At 72.1% G+C, this 20,617-nt stretch carries 17 protein-coding genes; 9 read left to right on the top strand and 8 right to left on the bottom strand.

The window, feature by feature from the left end; all coding sequences use genetic code 11:
* Window positions 1–233: 233 nt before the first annotated feature.
* The 3 genes from ACIPW5_RS09405 (at window position 234) to ACIPW5_RS09395 (ending at window position 2,170) form a co-directional block, all read left to right on the top strand.
* Complete coding sequence (locus ACIPW5_RS09405; RefSeq protein ID WP_401242594.1) at window positions 234–569, top strand: type II secretion system protein; 336 nt, start codon at window positions 234–236, stop codon at window positions 567–569.
* A 147-nt stretch (window positions 570–716) separates the two neighbouring features.
* Window positions 717–1,535 carry a prepilin peptidase gene (locus tag ACIPW5_RS09400; RefSeq protein ID WP_401242591.1) on the top strand — a complete coding sequence of 273 codons (819 nt, stop codon included), beginning with the start codon at window positions 717–719 and terminating at the stop codon, window positions 1,533–1,535.
* An 83-nt stretch (window positions 1,536–1,618) separates the two neighbouring features.
* A complete protein-coding gene (locus tag ACIPW5_RS09395; RefSeq protein WP_401242589.1) occupies window positions 1,619–2,170 on the top strand; it encodes a PadR family transcriptional regulator in 552 nt (183 codons plus the stop codon).
* A 264-nt stretch (window positions 2,171–2,434) separates the two neighbouring features.
* On the opposite strand, the gene ACIPW5_RS09390 is transcribed toward ACIPW5_RS09395, so the two are convergent.
* On the bottom strand, window positions 2,435–4,423 hold the full coding sequence (locus ACIPW5_RS09390) for an FG-GAP-like repeat-containing protein (RefSeq protein ID WP_401242587.1): 1,989 nt from the start codon (window positions 4,421–4,423) through the stop codon (window positions 2,435–2,437).
* Between the two features lie 66 nt (window positions 4,424–4,489).
* A complete protein-coding gene (locus ACIPW5_RS09385) occupies window positions 4,490–5,719 on the bottom strand; it encodes a hypothetical protein (protein ID WP_401242584.1) in 1,230 nt (409 codons plus the stop codon).
* Window positions 5,720–6,020: 301 nt separating this feature from the next.
* On the opposite strand from ACIPW5_RS09385, the gene ACIPW5_RS09380 reads away from it, so the two are divergent.
* The 3 genes from ACIPW5_RS09380 (at window position 6,021) to ACIPW5_RS09370 (ending at window position 8,705) form a co-directional block, all read left to right on the top strand.
* Window positions 6,021–6,647 (top strand): hypothetical protein, encoded by a 627-nt coding sequence (locus tag ACIPW5_RS09380; protein WP_401242581.1) that lies wholly within the window; start codon window positions 6,021–6,023, stop codon window positions 6,645–6,647.
* Window positions 6,648–6,715: 68 nt separating this feature from the next.
* Window positions 6,716–8,314 carry a prepilin-type N-terminal cleavage/methylation domain-containing protein gene (locus tag ACIPW5_RS09375; RefSeq protein ID WP_401242579.1) on the top strand — a complete coding sequence of 533 codons (1,599 nt, stop codon included), beginning with the start codon at window positions 6,716–6,718 and terminating at the stop codon, window positions 8,312–8,314.
* Between the two features lie 4 nt (window positions 8,315–8,318).
* A complete protein-coding gene (locus tag ACIPW5_RS09370; RefSeq protein ID WP_401242577.1) occupies window positions 8,319–8,705 on the top strand; it encodes an excalibur calcium-binding domain-containing protein in 387 nt (128 codons plus the stop codon).
* A gap of 52 nt (window positions 8,706–8,757) precedes the next feature.
* On the opposite strand, the gene ACIPW5_RS09365 is transcribed toward ACIPW5_RS09370, so the two are convergent.
* From ACIPW5_RS09365 to ACIPW5_RS09350, 4 genes are all read right to left on the bottom strand, one after another.
* Complete coding sequence (locus ACIPW5_RS09365; RefSeq protein WP_401242574.1) at window positions 8,758–9,459, bottom strand: M24 family metallopeptidase; 702 nt, start codon at window positions 9,457–9,459, stop codon at window positions 8,758–8,760.
* Window positions 9,460–9,634: 175 nt separating this feature from the next.
* A complete protein-coding gene (locus tag ACIPW5_RS09360) occupies window positions 9,635–11,197 on the bottom strand; it encodes a reprolysin-like metallopeptidase (protein ID WP_401242571.1) in 1,563 nt (520 codons plus the stop codon).
* A gap of 105 nt (window positions 11,198–11,302) precedes the next feature.
* A complete protein-coding gene (locus ACIPW5_RS09355) occupies window positions 11,303–12,421 on the bottom strand; it encodes a fatty acid desaturase family protein (protein ID WP_401242568.1) in 1,119 nt (372 codons plus the stop codon).
* 7 nt (window positions 12,422–12,428) lie between these two features.
* On the bottom strand, window positions 12,429–13,484 hold the full coding sequence (locus ACIPW5_RS09350; RefSeq protein ID WP_401242565.1) for a ferredoxin reductase: 1,056 nt from the start codon (window positions 13,482–13,484) through the stop codon (window positions 12,429–12,431).
* A gap of 86 nt (window positions 13,485–13,570) precedes the next feature.
* On the opposite strand from ACIPW5_RS09350, the gene ACIPW5_RS09345 reads away from it, so the two are divergent.
* Complete coding sequence (locus ACIPW5_RS09345) at window positions 13,571–14,710, top strand: helix-turn-helix domain-containing protein (protein WP_401242563.1); 1,140 nt, start codon at window positions 13,571–13,573, stop codon at window positions 14,708–14,710.
* A 69-nt stretch (window positions 14,711–14,779) separates the two neighbouring features.
* Here ACIPW5_RS09345 and ACIPW5_RS09340 read toward each other — a convergent pair whose 3' ends face one another.
* Entirely contained in the window at window positions 14,780–16,969 is a 2,190-nt protein-coding gene (locus ACIPW5_RS09340) for an SdrD B-like domain-containing protein (protein ID WP_401242561.1), read from the bottom strand.
* 146 nt (window positions 16,970–17,115) lie between these two features.
* Window positions 17,116–18,324 carry a Dyp-type peroxidase gene (locus tag ACIPW5_RS09335; protein ID WP_401242559.1) on the bottom strand — a complete coding sequence of 403 codons (1,209 nt, stop codon included), beginning with the start codon at window positions 18,322–18,324 and terminating at the stop codon, window positions 17,116–17,118.
* 90 nt (window positions 18,325–18,414) lie between these two features.
* Between ACIPW5_RS09335 and ACIPW5_RS09330 the strand changes: the two genes are divergently transcribed.
* Both ACIPW5_RS09330 and ACIPW5_RS09325 read left to right on the top strand, forming a co-directional pair.
* Window positions 18,415–19,722 (top strand): nitrous oxide reductase family maturation protein NosD, encoded by a 1,308-nt coding sequence (locus ACIPW5_RS09330; protein ID WP_401242556.1) that lies wholly within the window; start codon window positions 18,415–18,417, stop codon window positions 19,720–19,722.
* Entirely contained in the window at window positions 19,719–20,447 is a 729-nt protein-coding gene (locus tag ACIPW5_RS09325; protein ID WP_401242555.1) for a hypothetical protein, read from the top strand. Before ACIPW5_RS09330 ends, ACIPW5_RS09325 begins: the two co-directional genes overlap by 4 nt.
* Window positions 20,448–20,617 lie beyond the last annotated feature (170 nt).

The raw sequence follows: 20,617 nt of genomic DNA, 5'->3' as shown, positions 1-20,617 counted from the left end.
GAACGACGGGCCACCGCTCGGTGGGCGTACGTTCCGCAGTACTGTCAGCCGCTGATTAGTCAGCCGGATACTACAACACGGCGCGACGCCGGGGCCGCCCCTTGTCAGCCCCCTGCCCGCTACGTAGTCTGCCGCTGATTACTCAAGCTGTAACTAGTTCGGGGCCCGGCCGGACCGGTCGCCGTAGATGGAGAGAGATGTCCACATACCTGCAAGCCAAGTTGCGTCGGCGCGTGCGTGCGCGGAACGGGGCGACGGAAGCCGGCTTCACCCTGATCGAGCTCCTCGTGGTCATCGTGATCCTCGGCATCCTGTCCGCGATCGTCGTCTTCTCCGTCCGGGGCGTCAACGACAAGGGCCAGGGGTCGGCGTGCAAGATGGACAAGGCCACGGTCGAGACGGCCCTGGAGGCGTACTTCGCCAGTGAGGGCAAGTACGGCGACATGGACGCCCTGGTGATCAAGGGATTCCTGTCCGGCGCTTCCCAGTGGCACACGGTGACGCCGAACCCCGCCGGCGGCCGGCCGGACGTCACCCCGATAGCCGGCAAGGCCTGCGCCGGCGTCTGACGCCGGGGCGTTCCCACCGGTCCGCCGGGCGGCGTCGTGAGCGCCGCCCGGCGGGCGGGCCGTTGCCGGGAGCCCGCCCCGTCGCGGGGTCCACCGGTCGATCGTGGCGGTAGCAGTGGATGAGACCGATAAGGCACCATTCCCGCCATGTCATCCATATATGCCGTGTTCATCGGTCTCCTGGGGCTCGCGGTGGGCTCGTTCCTCAACGTCGCCGTCTCCCGCGTACCCGAGGGCCGCTCCGTCGCCAGGCCCCGGTCCGCCTGCCCGCGATGCGGTACGCCGATCGCGGCCCGGGACAACGTCCCCGTCGTGTCCTGGCTCCTGCTGGGCCGGCGCTGCCGGGCCTGCCGGGTCCCGATCCCCGCGCGCTACCCGCTCCTCGAAGCGCTCACCGGGCTCCTGTTCGCCGCCGAGGCGCTGCGTTTCGGCCCGTCGGAGGTCCTGCCCGCCGTACTGGTCTTCACCGCGGGCCTGCTGGCCCTGGCCGCCTGCGACGCCGAACGGTTCCTGCTTCCCCGGCGGCTCCTCTACCCGACCCTCGGCCTCACCGCCGCCTGCCTGCTCGCGGCCGCGGCGGCCACCGGCCAGTGGCACCGGCTCGGCGTGACCGCCGCCTGCGGAGCGGGCGGGTTCGCCGTCTTCTTCGCCCTGCACTGGGTGCGGCCGGCCTGGCTCGGGTTCGGCGACGTGCGCCTCGCCGGCCTGCTCGGCACCGGGCTGGGCTGGTTCGGGCCGTGGTACCCCGTCCTCGCGCTGCTGGCCGGCAGCCTCGCCGGGCTGCTGGTCGCCGTCGCGCTCATGGCGGCGGGCCGGGCGACCCGCCACACCCGCCTCCCCTTCGGCCTCTTCCTCGCCGCCGGCGCCATCGCCGCCCTCCTCGCGGGCGCTCCGGTCGTCCGGTGGTACGAGACGCTGGGCGACCCGTACGCGACGGGCGCGGCGCTCACGACGGTCGGCCGCTGACCGGGGCCACCCGCGCCGGCCTCGGCGTTTCCGGGTTCCGGAGGACATCGCAAACGCCACCGGCAATCCTTACCCTTGTTACCATGAAGGAACTTGATCTGCCGCTGGCCGAATGGATCGTGCTCGCGCTCCTGGCCGAACGGCCCAGCCATGGCTTCGCCCTCGCGACCCTCACGGCGGAGGGCGCGGAAATCGGCGAGTTCTGGTACGTCTCGCGGCCCATGGTCTACCGGTCGATCACGCGGCTGGTCGAGCGGGGGCTGATCACACCGGTCGGTTCCGAGGAAGGCAACCGCGGACCGCAGCGCATGATCTACGGCGCCACCCGCTCCGCGAAGACGGCGGTCGGCGGGTGGCTCAGCGAGCCCGTGACCGAACTCTTCGACGTCCGCGCCGAGCTCACCTGCAAGCTCCTGCTGCTCCAGCGCCGCGAATCCAGCCCGGCCCGTCTGGTCGAGCGCCAACGGGCCGTCATCGACGCGATCGAGCAGGAGCTGCGCGCCAAGGAGGACACCGCCGGCGACCACATCGCCCGCGCGAGCTACGCCCTGCGGCTGGAGCACGTCAGCGCCGCGCGCCGGTTCCTCGACGCCGTCGACGTCGGTGCGACGCACCCGGCCGTCAAGACCGGCTGACGTCACGACGGGACGGGCCCGGCGATCGCACCTTCGCGACCGCCGGGCCCGTCCTGTGCATCGGCGTCTCATCGGCGGCCGCCGGAGGCGGCCCGCCGGCTAGGCCGTCTCTTCCGGATCTGGCCTGACCCGCGCCGCCCGGTACCGCACCTCGCCGCGTTGGCGGAGCACCCGAGTACGTCCAGTACAAGGGCGCCCCGCCAACGCGCCGATGCACGGCACCGGACGACGCGGGCTTAACCGGCAAGATCCGAAAGAGACGACCTAGGGAACCTCGACGACCGTCTCGCAGGAGCCGCCGGACGCGACCGCGTCCGAGCCCGGGAGCGTCGGACCGCCGTTGGCGTCGCCGGCGCAGAGGTCCGTACCGCTGCCGCCGGAGAGGGTGTCGCCGTCGGCGCCGCCGACCACGGTGTCGTTGTCGGAGCCGCCGGAGAGCGCGTCACTGCCGGCTCCGCCCTTGAGCACGTCGTCGCCGCTGCCACCGCTGACGGAGTCGTTGTCGTCGCCGGCGTCGACGTGGTCGTTGCCGCTGCCGCCCGAGACGGCGTCGTTGCCGCCGAAGGTGCAGATCGTGTCGTTGCCGCCGTTCCCGCTGACGGTGTCGTTCCCGTTGCCGGTCACGATCACGTCGGCGCCGCCCGTGCCGGTCACGGTCCCGTTGCCGGTGATCGTGGCGGCGAGGCCGTTGCAGCCGGCCGCGACGTTGATCGTCACGGTGGCGATGTTCGAGTCGACCGTGCCGTCCGTGGCCTTGTACGTGAAGCTGTCGCTGCCGACGTAGCCGCTGCCGGGCTGGTAGCCGAACGAGCCGTCGGCGTTGAGCGTCAGGGTGCCGTGCGCGGGCCCGGTCACGAGCGACGCCGTCAGCGTGTTGCCGTCGGGGTCCGTGTCGTTGCCGAGGACGCCGGGAGCGCCGACGGCGAGCCGGGTGTCCGCCCCGATGTGGCCGTACGCGTCGTTCGGGGCCGACGGCGTCCGGTTCGTCGTGTTGAGCAGCACCGACGCGTCCTTGACGTACGTCGTCGAGTTGTTGCTGTTGGCCGTGGCGACATCGGGACGCCCGTCGCCGTCGAGGTCGGCCACCGCAGCGGACTGCGGGTTGGTGCCGCCGTTCAGCCCGAAGGCGAAGGGGGTCCCGAAGGCACCCGCGCCGTTGCCCTCGAACACGACGACCTCGTGCGAGCTGGCGCTGGAGGCGACCAGGTCGACGTGGCCGTCGCCGTTCAGGTCGGCCACCGAGGCGGAGCTGAGGTTGGACCCCGCGGACAGCAGGCTCGCGGTACCGAACCCGCCCGCACCGTCTCCGAGCAGGACGGCGAGGCGCCCCGGGGTGCCGGGCGCCACGATGACGGCGTCCTGCTTGCCGTCCTCGTTGACGTCGGCGAGCTTGAGCTTCGAGGGCAGGGTCATGCCGGCCGAGATGTTCGACGCCGTGCCGAAGGCCCCGTCACCGTCGCCGAGCAGCACGGAGAGCGTGCCGGACGACGAGTTCGACGTGACGACGTCCAGGTGGCCGTCGCCGTTGAGGTCGGCGGACGCGATGCCCTGGGGGCCGGTGCCGCCGTTCAGTCCGAAGCGCGCCGCCGCGCCGAACGTGCCGTTGCCGTTGCCGAGGGCCACCGCGATGTTCTGCGTGTTCGCGTTGGACGTCACGAGGTCCTGCTTGCCGTCCTCGTCGAAGTCGCCCACGACGACGCCGGTCGGGAAGCGCACGACGCACGGGTTGTCGCCCGTGGTGTCGCACCCGGGCAGCGGGTTGAGCTGGACCGCGGATCCGGCGCCGAGGGCTCCGGTGCCGTCGCCGAGCCAGACCAGGGCGACGTTGCCGCGCGCGTCCTGGGTGACGACGTCCTTGTGGCCGTCTCCGTTGACGTCCTGGATCACCGCCGAGTTGATGAAGATGCTCGATCCGGTGAGCGGCGCCGCGTACTTCGTCACGGAGCCGAAGGCGCCGCCGCCCGAGCCGAGGAAGACGCCGAGGCCCTCGGTGCGGATCGCCGTCACGAGGTCCGGCTTCCCGTCGTTGTTGAGGTCTCCGACCACGACGGCGGCGCTGCCGCGGCCGTTGTCGTCGAGGTTCACCGCGGTGCCGAGGCCGGTCGTGTTGGTGCCGGCCGCGGTGACCGGGGTGGCGGCCAGGGCGACGGTCGCCACCGCGAGGACGAGGGCCGGAATCCGGTGGGGCCGACCGCGTCCGGCCGAGGCCGGGAGGCCGTTCGGCGTGAGGTGCCGACGTGGTGATCTGTTCATGGTGTAGGCCCCTCCTCAGGGCCTGGTGGAGAAGGAACGGGTGTGACGCGCTCGGTCGGCGGGTCCCTAGTAGCCGTAGGCGGCGAGGGTCGACTGGATGGTGAAGTCCCCGTCCCACTGGTTCTTGAACAGGTCGTACCAGGCAGCCGCCGCACCGGAGTTGCCGCCGGTCAGGGCGACGCCGTACTGCTGGATGTCCCCGTAGCCGGAGTACTCGGTCGAATCGACCTCGGTCCACGTGTTGGGGTCGTTGCTCGTGGTGTTGTTCAGCGAGCTCGACGTCCAGCTCACGTTCGCGATGTTCGACTTCGCGACGAGACCCAGCTGGGTGTTCCCGCCGGCGTTCGCCGTCACCGCGCCGCGCACCTGGCTGATCCCGGACTCCAGGCGCACCTTGCACGCCGTACCCGCGCTGTCGCACGCGCTGCCCCGGAACACGTTCTGCCCGGCGCCGCTGTCGACCCAGGAGAAGCCGTTCTGGGTCAGCGCCTGCTTGGACGCCGCACCGAACGGAGCGGAGGCCGGGTCGGCGACCGCGATCCGGTTGGTGCTCGCCGCCGCGAGCCAGGACACCACGCCCGACATCGTCGTGGGCACGCCGGAGATCGGCGTCGCGTCACAACGGGGCGACTGGGCCTTGCCGTTGCCGCTGCCGTTGGCGTCCGCGCCGAGCGCGAGCGGCGGGCTGCCGGCGTTGGACGGGTCATCGCCCTTGGTCGAGCCCGCCCAGGTGCCGCTGCAGCTGTAGATCGCCAGGTGCCCGACGGCGACGGGGTGCTTGCTGGCGGCGTCACCGTTGCACTCGACGCTCCCGCTCGCCGTGCAGGTGCCGCCGGCCGCGGTCGGGATGACCGCGTTGACATTGGCCTCGTCCGCCGACAGGAACGCGTCGATGTGCAGGGGCCCGTCGGTGCAGTTGTTCGACGAAGCGGGGTTGCACGTGGTGTAGGGGCCGGCGCTCTTGAGCTGCTGGCGCAGGTTCCCCGAGGTGATCCCGCGCAGCGTCGACGTGTCGATCGCGGGCTTGTTCCAGAACCCGCCGATCTGCGATGCCGGGTTCGCCGTGAAGGGGGTGAACGACTCCAGCAGCTCGATCTGGCCCTTCATGTCCTTCAGGGCGGGGTACATGTTGTTCGCGACACCGACCTGCGAATCGGTCGTGGCGAACGCCGCCGGGGCCGCGGCGGCGATCAGCGCCGTGGCGAGGGCACCCGCGGCGAAGGCGTTCCGTACCCGGCGCATCGCGGTGCGGCCGGCACCCGGCGCGCTCCGGGTGCGGCTGAGCTGTCGTTGCATCTGCTACTCCTCGTCGATCTGGTGGGCGGTGGCGGCGGCCGCATGGACGTTCCGCCGGCCGGGCCGGGCGGATGGCCGGGATTCCTGCGCATCTGCGAGGTTTCCGGGCATGGCGGCGCCGCACCTGCCGAGATGGTGCGCACTTGAGCGCCCAGTAGTCAATCATTGACAACCGGAGTGGCTGTGGATGTAATGCACGCACGTATCCAGCCTGCAACGGCTCGCGGACCGGTTCCGCCACCCGTTGCGGGGCGCAGGGGAGGACCGGCGGCACGATGGGCAGAGGCGGGGTAGGGCGGTGTTGAACAAGCTGTCGAGCTCACGCGCGATCAGACGGGGCGCGCTGGTTCTCGTGGTGGTCGCGGTGGCGCTGGGCGTCGTGGTGTTCGTGCGCGGCGGACCGGATCCGGCCGCCCAGGCCCGGAAACCGGACCGCGAGTGGTGCACCCCGGGCACCCCGCGCACCGTGCTCTGCCCGGACAACAAGGGCTTCGACGCGCAGGGGTACACCACCCACGGCGACGCCAACGACTGCGACATCTTCGCCAGCCAGGCGGACGCCCAGGCGGTACTGCGGGCCGACCCCGCCGATCCGAACCGCCTGGACGACGGCAGCGGCGTCGCGTGCCGCGAAAGGCCGGAACCGCGCGACACCAGACCGGTACCCCGCACCGCGCCGTGCGCCCCGGTCGACAAGCGCAGCGCACGCTGCCCCGAGCCGGAACGGGCCTTCGACGCCCGCTGGTTCCTGCGCTTCGCCGCCGACGCCTACGACTGCCCGGACTTCGCCAGCCAGGCGGACGCGCAGGCCGTCCTGCGCTTCGAGCCGGCCGACCCGAACCGCCTCGACGGTGCCCGGAAGGGCATCGCGTGCCCGGACCTGCCGGGCCCCAAGGACCTCAAGCCCGTACGGCGGGGAACGCCGTGACGCGGCGAGGGCCCGCGCGTGCACCCGGGCCGGACGTGACCCATCGATCGAAGGAAGCCCCGACCGCCATGACGCCGGACCACCGCCCGTTCTCCCTGCGCCCCAGACGCCAGGACGGCTTCACACTGATCGAGTTGCTCGTGGTCATCGTGATCCTCGGCGTCCTCGCCGCCATAGTGGTGTTCTCCGTCCGGGGCATCGGCGACAAGGGCCGCAAGAACGCGGTCGCCGCGGACGCGGCCGCCCTGCGCACGGCGGAGGAGTCCTACTGCGCGCAGCACGGGCGCTACGGGACGATCGACGAGCTGAAGGCCGCCGGGCTGCTGACCGGCGAACCGGTCTACAACATGGTGGCGGTCGGCGCGGAGGACAAGTGCGGCCGGGGCGAGAACTCCTCGTACACCCTGTACGACACCGCACCGCTGGTGCGCGCGCCGGACCCGGTCCAGGTGGGCGCGAAGCCGAGCGACCTCGCGGTCGACGAGAAGGCCGACCGCGTGTACGTCGTGGCCGCCGACAGCAACGACGTGACCGTGATCGACGGGAAGACCGACACCCCGGTCGGTGCTCCGATCAGCCTCTCCGGCACCACCGTCGCCAAGGCGGCCCGGATCGCCGTCCACCCCGGCACGGGACGGGTGTACGTCGGCGGCGAGGGCGGCGTCGCGGTCATCGACACCGCCAACGGCAACACGGTGACCCAGGTCAGCGGCTTCTCGACGACCGTCAGCGCCCTGGCCGTCTCGCCCGAGAACGGCGACGTGTACGTCGGCGGCGGTCCGGTCGAGGCCTCGGTGGTCGCCTACATCCCGGCCGGCACCGCGTCCGCGACGACGATCCCCCTGCCCGCTCCGGGAATCGCGAGCGCGGCAGGACTGGACTTCACCTTCGACCCCGCGCGCCACGAGGTGTACCTCGCGAAGGCGGGCGTCGGCAGCGGCACCACCCTCGCCGCGGGCATCGGACTCTTCGCCATCTCCTCACAGACCCACGAGGCCAGGGTCGTGTGGTGGTCCCCGACGAAACCGGCCTGCAGCAACAACGCCGGGAACGTCCTCATCGCGGGCTCCGTGCGGGGCGCCGCCGCCGTCGATCCGAACCGCCACCTCGTCTACCTCCTCGCACAGAAGTGCGTCCCGGACACGACGAAGCCGGGTGCGTGGAAGGCCGTCGCGACGACGATCGCCGTCGACCCCGCCAACAACACCGCAACACCGATCGACGACCCGGTGGGAACGCTGTTCACCCCCGTCGCCGCGGTCTACAACCCCGCGGCGGGATCGGTCTACGTCTACGCCCGCGGCGGACAGGGAACGAACTGCGGCGGCTCCGGGGCCCGGATCGGCCGCATCGTCGGCACGGCCCCCAAGCAACAGGGGTCGGTCTGCGCGGTGTCGAACTCCGCGGGGAACGCGGCGCACAAGGTCGCCGTGCTGAGGAACCTCAGCCGGGTCTTCGTCGCCCAGCTGATGACCTCCGACGCGACGGGACGCGTCTTCGCGCCGGGCGGCCTCGGCGTGGCCGACGGCACCACGCTCCTGCCGCAGCCCACGCTCGGGGCGCCCGTGCACTTCGGCGCGCTGGCCGTGAACAACACCACGGCGAAGGTGTACGCGCTCGATCCGGCGAGCGGCAAGCTCACGGTCTTCCGGACGGGATCGGCCTAGGACCATGCCAGAGCAGCCCCGTACCCTCCACCAGGGCCGCGCGCAGCGGCCGCGACCGGCCCGCCGGGCCGCCGTCGCGGCGGCCGGCGTGATCGCCGCGATCACACTGGCCGCGTGCTCCGGCGGCGAACCCCCGGAGCGCACCTTCGACGTCGCCCCGTACGTGCACAAGGGGCACGTGGCCGACTGCGAAGCGTTCAAGGCCCAGGCTGACGCCCAGGCCGTGCTCCGGGCGGACGCGCTCGACCCGAACGAACTGGACCGGGACGGCGACGGCATCGCGTGCCCGGGCCTCCCGGCGCCGAAGGACGAGAAGCGCGTCCACCGCGACTTCATGACCGATCTGGACGGCGCGCCCGTCAGCGAGCCGCTCAGGACGCCGCCGCCGTAGCGCACGGCACAAGCCCCGTGCCCGGCCGGGCACGGGGCGGACCGGTGAACGGTCAGACGAGGTCGAGGAGTTCCGTGTGCACGGCAGTGTGGCCGTGCAGTTCGTCGACGAGGCGGATCTGGAGGATCCAGTGGGCCCGGCACCCTTCGCCCAGCGTCCGGCGCAGGGGCAGGTCGTTGTGCGGACCGATGAAGAGCTCCGGCCGGGCCGCCCCCGCACCGTGCGCGGGGGCGGTGCCGGTGAGCCGGCCGCAATGCCGGCCGCCCAGACGCCGCCCGGCCCCGGCCGCCAGGCCGCGGACCGTCGCGTGGAGCTCGCGCCCGGTCAGGGAGTCGTCGGCCCGCAAGGCCTCCCGGGCACCGGCGGCCACGACGGCCGCGTCGTGCACGAGACCCCGGCGGACCGGACCGTCGCCGAGGACGACGGTCCGGGCGAAGCCCGTCTCGTACGGGGCCAGCAGCGGCTCGAAGTCCACCACGACCAGGTCCTGTGCGCCGACGACCCGCTCCGGCCAGCGCCCGCCCACCACCGTGTCCGACCCCGCCCGCACGAACCGGCGGCCGACCCGGGAAGCCCGAGCGCCGAACACGTCCCGGGCGAGCAGGGCGATCCGGTTGTCGACCTCCTCCTCGCTGCGCCCCGGCCTGATCACCTGAGTGCCGATCACCTGGGCGAAGAGGCGCTGCGCCATGCGCTGGCCCTCCAGCAGGTGCAGGGCCCGCAGCCCCACGTCCGTCCGGTCCAACGTCGCCATCGTGGCTCCTTGTTGTCAGCCCATAGGGAGGAGCCCTGAGCGCGCAGCCGAACCTAACAGCGTCCACCCGCGCGGCATCACCGGAGGATCACCCAGCTCTCGCCCGATCCCGGCCGCCCGCACTGGACCGTCGTACGAGGACCCGTGCGGGCGCACCGCGACCGCGGGCCGGGCCTCAGACCTCGATGAACACCGCCCTGAGGGTGTGGGCGGCGTCCATGGTCACGTTGACCTGCGCGTTCGGGCCGTACTGCCGGCCGTCGTAGATCCAGGACGCCAGGCGGTACCCGGGGGCCGGGGTGGCGGTCACCGCGACGACCGTGCCCGGCTTGTAGGGGCCGTAGACGGAGGGCCGGACGCTGCCGCCGTCGGTGCTCTCCAGCGTGAGGGCGTGGCGGGTCCGGGCGATGGCCAGCGAGCGGTACCCGGCCACGATGGGAGTGGTGAGGCGGGCCAGCTTGGCGTTGTTGTTGGTGTCGTTGCCGAGGGCCTGGCCGTAGATGCCGGACTCCGGGTTGGAGTACACGTTCTCCGTGCGGCACGGCCTGCGGCAGGAGGAGGCGTACGCCATGAGGGAGGTGTGCTCCTCGTCGGCGGTGATCCAGCCCGTCCCGTAGGGGGTGTTGAGGTCGTTGATCCAACTGCCGTCCGGCACCTGCTGGTTGAGCGTCCGCCGGTCGTGGAAGAGGCCGAGGTTGTGGCCGATCTCGTGGCCCAGGTTGTACCAGCCGGTGAGCGAGTCGTAGTCGACGACGGAGAAGGCGAGGCTGTCGTCGAAGTTGCCGCGCACCGGAAGGCTGCCCTGCCCGGAGGACTCGCCCGGCACGCTGTTGACGACGGTGACCAGGTCCACGCCGTAGCGGCGCCGCAGGTCGGCGGCGGTGCTGCCCAGTTCGGCGTCCTGCGGGTTGCGCAGCTTGTTCCACATCACCGAGGCGGTGTTGTTGCCGGAGTAGCCGGTGTTGTACGTGCCGATGATGTCGATGCTGGCCGGGATGCCGCTGTCGGCGAGGGCCTCGTTCATCTTCCGCTCGGCCCAGTAGACGGTGTTGACCACCTGCTGCTCGCTGCCCGCCCGCTGGACGGCGAGCGGGGTGTAGCCGGCGATGACGTCGATGACGACCGGGTTCTGCGAGGTGGCCGCGGCCCGTCCGGCGAGGGAGCTGCGGGGCGCGGTGCGCGCGGCCGGGTCCACCGCCAGCTCGTCGGGAGCGTGGTGCGGCTGCTTGGCCGGGTCCTCCTCGGTGATGCGGGCGCGCAGCGGGCTGCCGGGCAGGGTCTCCAGGTGGTAGACGTGCTCCCCGAGGTCGGCGACCACCTCGACGACGGTGCTGTCGGGCGCGGCGCGGCCGGTGGAGCAGACGCCGCGCAGGGAGACGATGACGCTGGTGTCCGGCCTCCCCTTGACGTGCCCGGACCAGGTACGGGTGCCCCCGTGGTCGTCGATGCCTTCCTCGACGGCGGTGACGCGGACGTTGTCGAAGAAGTCGAAGGTCCATGTGCGCGGGGCGCCGAACGGGGCCGCGGTGCACAGCACGCGGAAGGGGTCGAGGGAGAGCGGGACGGTGCGGTCGCGCAGCACCTCGGCCCCGCCGCCGTCCGAGGGAGACGGGGCCCGGGTGGCGGCAGGGGCGGCGGAGACACCGGTGGCGGAGGCGCTCGCCAGCGGCAGAGCGGCCATGGCGGCCACGCAGAGCGCGACCAGACGGGAGCGGCGGGGACGGCGGGGAGGAGTCATGCCGCCCACAAAGCCACAGGCGCGACCGCATATGCCGGAAACATGCCCGCCCGGCCGGGCGGGGTCACCCGACCGGCGCGCCCCCGCCACTCCCTTGCGCCCGGATCAGGCGGCGACGAGCTCCCGCTCGCGGTCCGGCGTACCGGCCTTGGGCTTCCTGTTCGGCAGCGAGAGCCGGAAGACCTTGCGCCACGCGGAGAACACCTGCTTGGGCAGCGGCCCGGTGACGTACTCCAGCTCGTACTTCTCGAAGAGCGCGCGCACCTTCACCGCGACCTCGGCGTACCGGTTGCTCGGCAGGTCCGGGAACAGGTGGTGCTCGATCTGGTGCGAGAGGTTGCCGGTCATGAAGTGCATGGCCCTGCTGCCGCTGATGTTCGCCGAGCCCATCATCTGGCGCAGGTACCACTGGCCCCGCGTCTCGCCCTTGATCGACCGGCGCTCGAAGACCTGCACGCCCTCGGGGAAGTGCCCGCACATGATCACCGAATGGGACCAGAGGTTGCGGACCAGGTTCGCGGTGAAGGTGGCGGCGAGCGTGGTGAGGAACGACGGCCCCGACAGCAGCGGGTGGATCACGTAGTCCTTGAGCACCTGCTTGCGGATCTTGCGGCCGACGGCCCTGGCCCGTGCGCGGAACTCCGGGTTCTTGCGGCGGCGCTTGTGCAGGTTCTTGCCGAGCTCCAGGTCGTACGCCGCGATGCCGTACTCGAAGAAGCAGGCGTTGATGAAGTTCCACAGCGGCTGGCCGAGGTGGAACGGGTGCCACTTCTGGTCCTCGTCGACGCGCATGATGCCGTAGCCGAGGTCGTTGTCCTTGCCGATCACGTTGGTGTACGTGTGGTGCAGCTCGTTGTGCGAGTGCCGCCACTGGTCGGACGGCGAGACGTGGTCCCACTCCCAGGTGGTGGAGTGGATCTTCGGGTCCCGCATCCAGTCCCACTGGCCGTGGAGCACGTTGTGGCCGATCTCCATGTTGTCCATGATCTTCGCCACGGACAGCCCGGCGGTGCCGATCAGCCAGGCCGGCGGGAAGAAGGAGAACAGCAGCACGCCCCTGCTGACCAGCTCCAGCTTGCGCTGCGCCGAGATGACCTTGCGGATGTAGGCGGCGTCCTTCTCGCCCCGGCTGGCGATCACCTCGTCGCGGATCGCGTCCAGCTCGCGGCCGAGCTCCTCGATCTGCTCCGCGGTCAGGTGGGCGGTGGGGTCGATGGCGGTCAAGGTGCTCCTACCGTTCGATGTCGCAGGGGCCCGCCGCGGCGGACACGCAGGTCTGGATGAGGACGCCCGGCTCGGCCTCGGTGATCTCGCCGGTGCGCAGGTCGCGGACGGCGCCCGCCTTGAGCGGTGTGACGCAGCCGAAGCAGATGCCCATGCGGCACCCGGACGGCATGAGCACGCCGGCCTCCTCGCCGACGTCCAGCAGCGGCGTGGCGCCGTCCGCGTCGACGGTCCTGCCGGTGACGCTGAACGTGACCTCGCCGCCGTCTCCGGCGACGACGACGGCGGGGCGGAAGCGTTCGGTGTGCAGCCGCTCTCCGACGCCGTGCGCGCTCCAGAACGCCTCGGCGGCGTCGAGCAGGCCCGCGGGCCCGCAGGCCCAGGTCTCGCGCTCGGCCCAGTCGGGTACCAGATCGGCGAGACGGGCGACGTCGAGCACGCCGTCCGTGTCGGTGTGCACCTCGGTGAGCCGCAGCTTTCCGTTCGCGACCAGGTCGTGCAGCTCGTCGCGGAAGATCACGTCCTCCGGCCGCGGCGCGGAGTGGATCATGACGACGTCGTCGAACCCGGTGTCGCGCAGCATGCCCATCACGGGCGTGATGCCGCTGCCGGCCGTCAGGTAGAGCACCTTGGCGGGCTTGGCCTCCGGCAGGACGAAGTCACCGGTCGACTGGTCGAGCTGGACCAGCATGCCCGGTTTCGCCCGGCGGACCAGATGGGTGCTGACCTTGCCGTCCGGGATCGCCTTCACGGTGATCGTGATGCGGCCGTCCCGGCGGTCCGTCGGCGAGGTGACGGAGTAGGCGCGCCACAGGCGCCTCCCGTCCACGTCGACCCCGATCCGCACGTACTGGCCGGCCGTGTGACCGCGCCAGCCCCGTCCCGGCCGGATCACGAGGGTCGCGGCGTCACCCGTCTCGGGGTGCACGGCCTCGATGCGCCCGCGCAGGTCGGCGCCCGCACGCAGCGGGCTGACCAGGTCGAGGTAGTCCGACGGCAGCAGCGGCGTCGTGATCATCTCCAGCAGTTTCCACGCCCCACTGCGGAGGGCTGCACTCGTCATGACCCCAGCTTGATGCGCCTCAGGGCGTAAAGTCCTGACCGCAAGACGTAAATTTCGCCGACCGAATTGTTCACAGGGAACAAACCATGAGCCATCCGATCCGGAGGGTCAGCGAGCTGGCCCTGGACGAGACGACGGTCACCGCGCTTCGGGCCGCGCTGAAGACCACCGCCGACGAGGTCGTCCAGGCGATCATCGACGAGGTCCCGTCCTACGCCAACGCCCTGTCGGGCCGGATGGGCGTCACCATCCGGCGAGCCGTGCGCACCGCCCTGGGGAACTACCTGGACCTCGCGAGCGGGAAGGCCACGGGCGGCGACGCCGGTGACGCGGCCTACGAGCTGGGCCGCGGCGAGGTGCGCGACGGGCGCTCGATGGACGCCCTGCTCAGCGCCTACCGCGTCGGCGCCCGCGTGGCCTGGCGGTGCCTGGCGGCGGGGGCCGTACCCGCGGGTCTGCCCGCCGCCGAGGTCGCCAAGTTCGCCGAGCTGACCTTCGCCTACATCGACGGGCTCTCCGCCGCGAGCGCCGCGGGCCACGCCGACGAGCTGGCCGCCCGGGGCCGGGACCAGGAGCGCCACCTGGAACACCTCGCCCGCGACCTCCTCGCCGGCGCGAGCCCGGACGTGCTGCTGGCCTCCGTCCAACGGGCCGGCTGGCAGCCCCCGGCCTCCCTGACCGCCGTCCTGCTGCCCGCCGCCCAGGCCCGGCCCGCCTACCGCGCCCTCGACCCCGGCACCCTCGTCCTCGACGACCTGCCGGACGCCTCCGGGGTGCTGCTCGTCCCCGACGCGGACCGGCCGCACCTCCTGCGGCAGCTGACCGGCCGCGCCGCCGTGGTCGGCCCGGCCCGGCCGTGGACCCGCGCGTCCGCCTCGTACGCACGGGCCGCACGCGCGCGCTCCCTCTCGTCCGACATCCGCGACACCGAGGAGCACCTGCCCGAGCTGGTGCTGAGCGCCGACGCGGACGCGTTCGCGGACCTGCGGGCCCGGGCCCTCGCACCGCTGCGGTCCCTGCCCGTCGCGACCGCACGCCGGCTGGAGGAGACGCTCCGGGAGTGGCTGCTCCACCAGGGCAGGCGCGACGAGGTGGCGGCGGCGCTCTTCGTCCACCCCCAGACCGTCCGCTACCGGATGGCCCAGCTCCGGGAACTGTTCCCGGACCTCGCCTCCCCCCACAGGGTCCTCGAACTGACACTGGCGGTCGGCCTCCGGTCCACCTGACGCCCACCCCGGCAGGCCGGGACCCCGGCCGTCCCGTGGACGGCCGGGGTCCCGTTGTTGCGTGGAAGGTCAGAGGCGCTGTACGAACAGGCCGGCGTCGATGGTGTGGTCGACGGTTCCGGGCGGACCGGTGGTGATGTCGACGGTGGCGGTGCGGGCGTTGGCCGGGCCGTCGGGGGACGGGTCGGAGTCGAGGTCGCCTGCCGCGCCCGCGGCGTTCTGCGGGGACCAGACGAGGCTGCTGGCGGCCGGGGGCCGGCGGGGGTTGATGACGCCGGTGTCGGCGGTGGACTTGTCGAAGCGGATCTTGTACGAGGTGTTCGGGCGCAGTCCGTGCTGCGGGCCGAAGTAGTAGGTGCCGTCCGGGCCGGTGGTCGTGGTGGCGAGGAGGGTACCGTCGGCGGTGAGGAGCTGGACGGTCACTCCGGGGATGCCGGGCTCGTCGACCTCGACGCTCTGGCCGCCGCCCTGGTTGCGGTCCCACCAGACGCGGTTGCCGATCTGTACGGCGGGTTCGTCGCAGAGCAGTTCCAGGTCGCCGAGGCCGTTGGCCTTGCCGAAGCCGCCGTCCTGGTGGGCGTTGAGGTACTGGATCGTGAAGCCCTGCTGGTTCGGGTCGGAACCGCGGCTGCCGGTGAGCCGGTCGAAGTAGCCCGTTCCGCCGGTGAAGTACTGGCCCCCCGGGTCCAGCATGGTGCTGGCCAACCGCTGCTCGCGCAGGGACAGGGCGATGGCGCCCTGGGCGGTCTCCAGGTGTTCGAGGGTGGTGATGAAGTCACCCGGGTAGAACTCCACGACGTTCGCGGGCTGTCCGCCGTTGGGCTGGGTGGGCGCGTTGTTCGGGCAGTTGCCCACGCCCTCCCAGTCGAAGGTGCCGTTGGCCTTGCGGCAGGCGCGGTTGAGGTCGCCGCCGGAGTGGGTGGTCCAGAGACGGCCCTGGAAGGCGGGGTTGGGGTGGGGCATCTCGTAGCCGGTCATGTCGGCGAACCGGTCGCGGAAGCCGAGGACCAGGTCGCCGTTGCTCTCGACCTCGATGTCGCTCAGCATCGGTTCCGGGCGGGAGACGATCTGCTGCGGGAACGCGCTCGCGTTGGGGAGCCAGGGGTTCCAGACGTTGGAGCCGGGGACGGCGGAGCTTGCCTGGCCGCGGGGGAAGTTGAGGGCCTTGCGCAGGACGGGCGCCGGTCCGAAGGTGTTCGTCTGCGGGGAGTACGTCCAGACGACGGCATCCATGTCCGCCCGGTTCTGCGTGGACTCGCCGGAGCATACGCCGCCGACGTAGACGACGCCGTCCCGTACGCCGAGGCCGAAGGGACGCCAGTCCCCCGCGGCGCGACACCCGGGGTTGGGGATCGGGACGACGTCGGTGGGGGCGGTGGCCGTGGGCTGGCCGGCGTCGTAGGTGTAGAGCTGGCGGTCGTTGAGGTTGACGACGTAGAGCTCCTTGTTGTCCTCCGAGATCTCGATGTCGCCGAGCGACTCCTTGCCGACGGCCGCGACGAACTCGCCGTCGAAGCGGACGGGATCGTTGTGCGCCGTGTTGCCCGCGTTGGGCACCGTGGCGAACAGGGTCGTCGCGCCGCCGGCGCGCGGGGTGACGTAGATGCCGCCGGTGCCGGCGGGGCCGTAGACCGTGTGCCGCTTGGCGTAGGCGCCGGCGAAGATGCGCCGCTGTTCGCGGTGGTAGGCCAGGCCGTAGGTGTTGCCCGTGTCGTCGCGGGTGGCCACGGTGGTCACGTTGTTCTGGGAGGTGCTGTCACCGCGTGCGCTGAACGGGAAGCGCACGGTGGTGCGTACGTCGCCGTCCTTGTTGGCGGCGACCTGGCAGGGGGTGCTGAGTTCGGGGTTGTCCTGGCAGTAGTCGGCCGGGTTCCACACGCCCATGGTGATCTCGGCGTCCTCGCCGTCGCGCACGTCGACGATGGTGCCCTGGGAGGAGAGACCGCCGGTGGCCGCGAAGGAGTCGTGGAGGAACGTGCCGTTGGGCAGGCGGAGCCGTACGTAGTACTTGCCCTCGAAGAGGTTCGCGGAGGGCGGGAAGACGGCCACGCCGTCGGGGCCGGTCCGGGCCGTCCGGACGTTCCCGTCGACATCGGTCAGTTCCACGGTGATGCTGGAGACGCCGATTTCCTTCAGCCGGTCCCAGAAGCCGTTGGAATCGGAGTCCCGGATCACCCTGACCCGGACCGTGCCGTCGTCGACGTCCGCCGCCACGGCCTGTTGGAGCAGACCGCCGCTGAGGGCGACGACAGCCGTCATCGCCAACGCGGCTCGTGTGAATGCGCGCAAGAAGAGCCTCCCTGATTACACAAAGTCGCGAAGTTGAATACTCTGTGTAGTCATTGATCATGGTCGGCGGATTGCGCGCGCCGCACGCCGGACACACGGGACTTCCCTCCAAAGGGTCAGGGGGTGTGTCGGGTTGACGTTGTGCCGAAAAGCGGCTGCCCGAGGGGGCGCCCACCGTCGAAGCCGGGCAGGATCAGAAAGGTGCCCGAGGCGGTGGCGGTGACGAAGCGCATCAGGTCGTCCCCTTCGTCCAGCCGCTGCTGGGTGGCGGTGAACGTGCGCAGCTCCCGCTGGTGGCTGACGAACAGCAGGCCCTGGTCGTCCGGAGCGTTGCGGTAGCTGTAGCCGCGCCGGAGCATCAGGCCGCCCCCGGAGGCGAGGGAGTTGGCGCGCCGGGCGTGGGCCATGGCCGGTACGAGGTAGCGCCCGTCCGGGGTCTTGGCCGACAGGTCGATCCGGTCCGTCGCGGCGCCGCCGCTCAGGGGCGAGCCGTCGTCGCGACGGCGGCCGATGACGCGCTCCTGCCCGGACACCGGCTGTGCCTGGAATCCGGGTACGTCGATGCGCAGACGCCGGACGACGGCGATCGTCCCCCCGGCGAGCGGCCCGCCGGCCGGCAGCCACACGTGTCCCGCCAGCTCGGCGGCGGAGCGCGGGTTCTCGATGCCGTCGGGGAAGCCGAGAAGGTTGCGGACGGCGCCGGTGCCTGCGGGGCGGAATCCCGGCTGGGACCAACGCGGGACGCAGCCGTCGGCCGCGAGGGACGCGGACAGGGAGGTGTCGGCGAGGCCTGCCACGAGGGGATCGCTCGCGCAGATCTGGACGAGGAGATCGCCGCCCCAGGTCAGCCCCCCGCGCTCCTCCCGTGCGAAGGCGGGGAGTTCTGCGGCGCCTGGCAGCTTCGGGTCGACGGTGGACACCAGCCGGGGTCCCACGCCGACGGTCACCGTCAGATCGCCCGGTGACATGCCTGCCAGCCGTCCGCCCGCCGCTCCGGAGGACAGTCCGGCGATCGCGGTCCCGAGGCGGCCCACCGTCCCGGCGGGGGGAGCCCCGCGCTCCGGGAGTCCGTAGACCGTGAGCACGGTGTGCCGCTGCGGCTGGCGTGGCCGGTCGATGCCCGCCTGGTGTGCACCGGCCGCCACCACGGGTGCCCCGGGTCCGGGTGCATCAGGTCCGGGTGCCGCGGGTGCTGTCGTCGAGACGGTGCGGCCCGGTGGGCCGGGTGTCGCGCGGCAGGCTCCGAGCGCGAGGCTCGCGGGGATCAGGCCGAGCAGCAGCCGGCGTCTCCCCTCCGAACCAGGAGTGTTACTCAGTGAGTTCATTCGACTACTCTACGTGTCGACCTTGTTTCCGTCCGACCCGGAAGGAAAGGCCTCCCAGTGCTGCGCTCACGGTGGCGAACCCTCGCGGCGGTGCCGACCCTTGCCCTCACCGCCTCCTGCGGACTGCTCCCGGCGGGCGGTGTCGCGACCACGGACAAAGGGCACTCGCCGGCCGTGATCCGGGTGCCGGCCGATGCCTCGACCATCACGAAGGCGGTAGACCGCGCCCGTCCCGGGGACCTCGTCCTCCTCTCGCCCGGCCTCTACAAGGAGACCGTCACGATCCGCACCGAGCGGATCGTGCTCCGTGGCACCGACCGCAACGGCGTGGTCATCGACGGCGAAGGGCGCCGGGGCAACGGCGTCGTCGTGACCGCCCCCGGCGCCTCGGTGGAGAACCTCACCGTGCGCGGCCACCTCCAGAACGGCGTACTCGTCACCGGCATGACCGACGGCGGCGAAGGAGTGGGCCGTGGCAGCGACGGCTACCACCGGCTCGACCCCAAGGCCGACCCGCCCCTGAACGGCTTCCGCGTCCGCTACGTGACCGCGGTCAACAACGGCCTCTACGGGATCTACGCCTTCAACGCCCGCCACGGCCTCATCGAGCACAACTACGCCTCGGGCTCGGCCGATTCCGGCCTGTACGTCGGCCAGTGCAAGCCCTGTGACATCGCCGTCCGGGGCAACCTCGCCGAACGCAACGCGGTCGGCTACGAAGGCACCAACGCCAGCGACCGCATGTGGGTGACCGGCAACCGCTTCAGCGGCAACCGGGTCGGCATGACCGTCAACTCCGACTACCTGGAAGCCCTCGTCCCGCAGACCGGCGCCACCATTGCGGGCAATCTGATCGCCGACAACGCCGCGCCGGACACGCCCGAGCAGGCCGACGGCGGGTTCGGCATCGGGATCGGCATCGCCGGGGGGCGTGCCAACACGGTCCTCCGCAACCGTGTCACCGGTCATCCCCGCGCCGCCCTGGTCCTCGCCTCCGCCGAGGACCTGCCTCCCATCGGAAACCGTGCCGAGGGCAACCTCTTCCAGGCCAACACCCTCGATGTCGCCTACCTGGCATCCCCGCGTGCCCCCGGCAGCAACAACTGCCTCACCGGGAACACCCTCGCCACCACCCTCCCCGCCGGCCTCGCCACCACCATGGCCTGTCCGGGCGACGCGGCACCGGCCGCCGGACCGGCCACCGGGCTCACGAGCCCGCCCGCCCCCGTCGGCACACCTTTCCTCGACGTCCCGGCTCCCCCCGCCCAGCCGCAGATGCCCCACGCCGCCACGGCCCCCGCCGAACCCGCCACCGGCCTGCCCGGCCCGATCGACCTGGCGTCCGTACACCTGCCGGCCCCCGACCTCCTCGCCGAGTGGAGCCGGGACCGCCGATGACACCCCGCCGCCACCTCGCAGCCGCAGCGCTCACCTGCCTCCTCGCCCTCACCGCCTGCACCACACCGGCCGACGGCACCACCGACGCCGCCGGCTCCGGCCCCAGGCGCCTCACCGCCGAGGAAGCCGACCGCCTCGCCCTCGCGCGCTTCGCGACCTACCGGCGCGGAACCGGCAACATCACCGTCACCATCCCCACCCGGGGCCGCACCCTGCACCTGTCCGGCCGCATCGACTGGCGCCGCCGCACCGGCTACGCCACCCTGCGCACCGACGACCACCCACCGACCACCCAACTCCTGCGCTGGAACCTCACCCGCCTGCGCACCCACCCCGCGACCACCGGCTCCCTGCCCGAGCACCCGCCCGCGGACGGCTGGCAGGAGCGGCCCCTCGAACGGCTCAGCTCCACCCTGGACACCGTCCTCCTGCTCCTCCTCAACCTCTCCGCAGACCGCCCCGACAACGCCCAGCTCCTCACCAACAGCACCGCCCGCCGACTCGGCGAGGAACGCATCGGCACCACCCCGGTGACGGTCGTCTCCGGCCCGGCCCCCGCAGGGCGCGCCCCGAACTCGCCCGGCAACACCCGCTACTGGATCGACGCGAAGGGCAACCTCCTGCGCTTCACCGCCCGCCCCGGCGGCGAAACCGCCTGGACCACCGCAGACCTCCCCCAGACCCCGGCCCCGCCCTTGCCGCCGGATCCGACACCGTCTCCCTGAACCGCGCCCTGAACGGTCGATGGAGGAGTCAGACCGAGTCGATTCGCGCTTCGAGTGAGTCGAGACGGAGGCGCCTGCCGGGCAGAAGCCCAGTTCAGGCGCCTTTCCTTGCGCCTCTAGAAGAAGCCGAGGCGCTTCGGCGAGTAGGACACCAGGAGGAAAATGTGGCG

Origin of the sequence: Streptomyces sp. NPDC090077 (assembly GCF_044747545.1) — a bacterium.
Classification (GTDB): Bacteria; Actinomycetota; Actinomycetes; order Streptomycetales; family Streptomycetaceae; genus Streptomyces.
The sequence above is the reverse complement of the archived record's forward strand: the minus strand, read 5'-3'. Positions and strand labels throughout refer to the sequence as shown.

Coding starts and splice junctions, on each gene's coding strand:
- ACIPW5_RS09400 (WP_401242591.1), top strand. CDS start 717: ATGTCATCCATATATGCCGTGTTCATCGGTCTCCTGGGGCTCGCGGTG.
- ACIPW5_RS09395 (WP_401242589.1), top strand. CDS start 1,619: ATGAAGGAACTTGATCTGCCGCTGGCCGAATGGATCGTGCTCGCGCTC.
- ACIPW5_RS09390 (WP_401242587.1), bottom strand. CDS start 4,423: ATGAACAGATCACCACGTCGGCACCTCACGCCGAACGGCCTCCCGGCC.
- ACIPW5_RS09385 (WP_401242584.1), bottom strand. CDS start 5,719: ATGCAACGACAGCTCAGCCGCACCCGGAGCGCGCCGGGTGCCGGCCGC.
- ACIPW5_RS09375 (WP_401242579.1), top strand. CDS start 6,716: ATGACGCCGGACCACCGCCCGTTCTCCCTGCGCCCCAGACGCCAGGAC.
- ACIPW5_RS09370 (WP_401242577.1), top strand. CDS start 8,319: ATGCCAGAGCAGCCCCGTACCCTCCACCAGGGCCGCGCGCAGCGGCCG.
- ACIPW5_RS09365 (WP_401242574.1), bottom strand. CDS start 9,459: ATGGCGACGTTGGACCGGACGGACGTGGGGCTGCGGGCCCTGCACCTG.
- ACIPW5_RS09360 (WP_401242571.1), bottom strand. CDS start 11,197: ATGACTCCTCCCCGCCGTCCCCGCCGCTCCCGTCTGGTCGCGCTCTGC.
- ACIPW5_RS09350 (WP_401242565.1), bottom strand. CDS start 13,484: ATGACGAGTGCAGCCCTCCGCAGTGGGGCGTGGAAACTGCTGGAGATG.
- ACIPW5_RS09345 (WP_401242563.1), top strand. CDS start 13,571: ATGAGCCATCCGATCCGGAGGGTCAGCGAGCTGGCCCTGGACGAGACG.
- ACIPW5_RS09340 (WP_401242561.1), bottom strand. CDS start 16,969: ATGACGGCTGTCGTCGCCCTCAGCGGCGGTCTGCTCCAACAGGCCGTG.
- ACIPW5_RS09335 (WP_401242559.1), bottom strand. CDS start 18,324: ATGAACTCACTGAGTAACACTCCTGGTTCGGAGGGGAGACGCCGGCTG.
- ACIPW5_RS09325 (WP_401242555.1), top strand. CDS start 19,719: ATGACACCCCGCCGCCACCTCGCAGCCGCAGCGCTCACCTGCCTCCTC.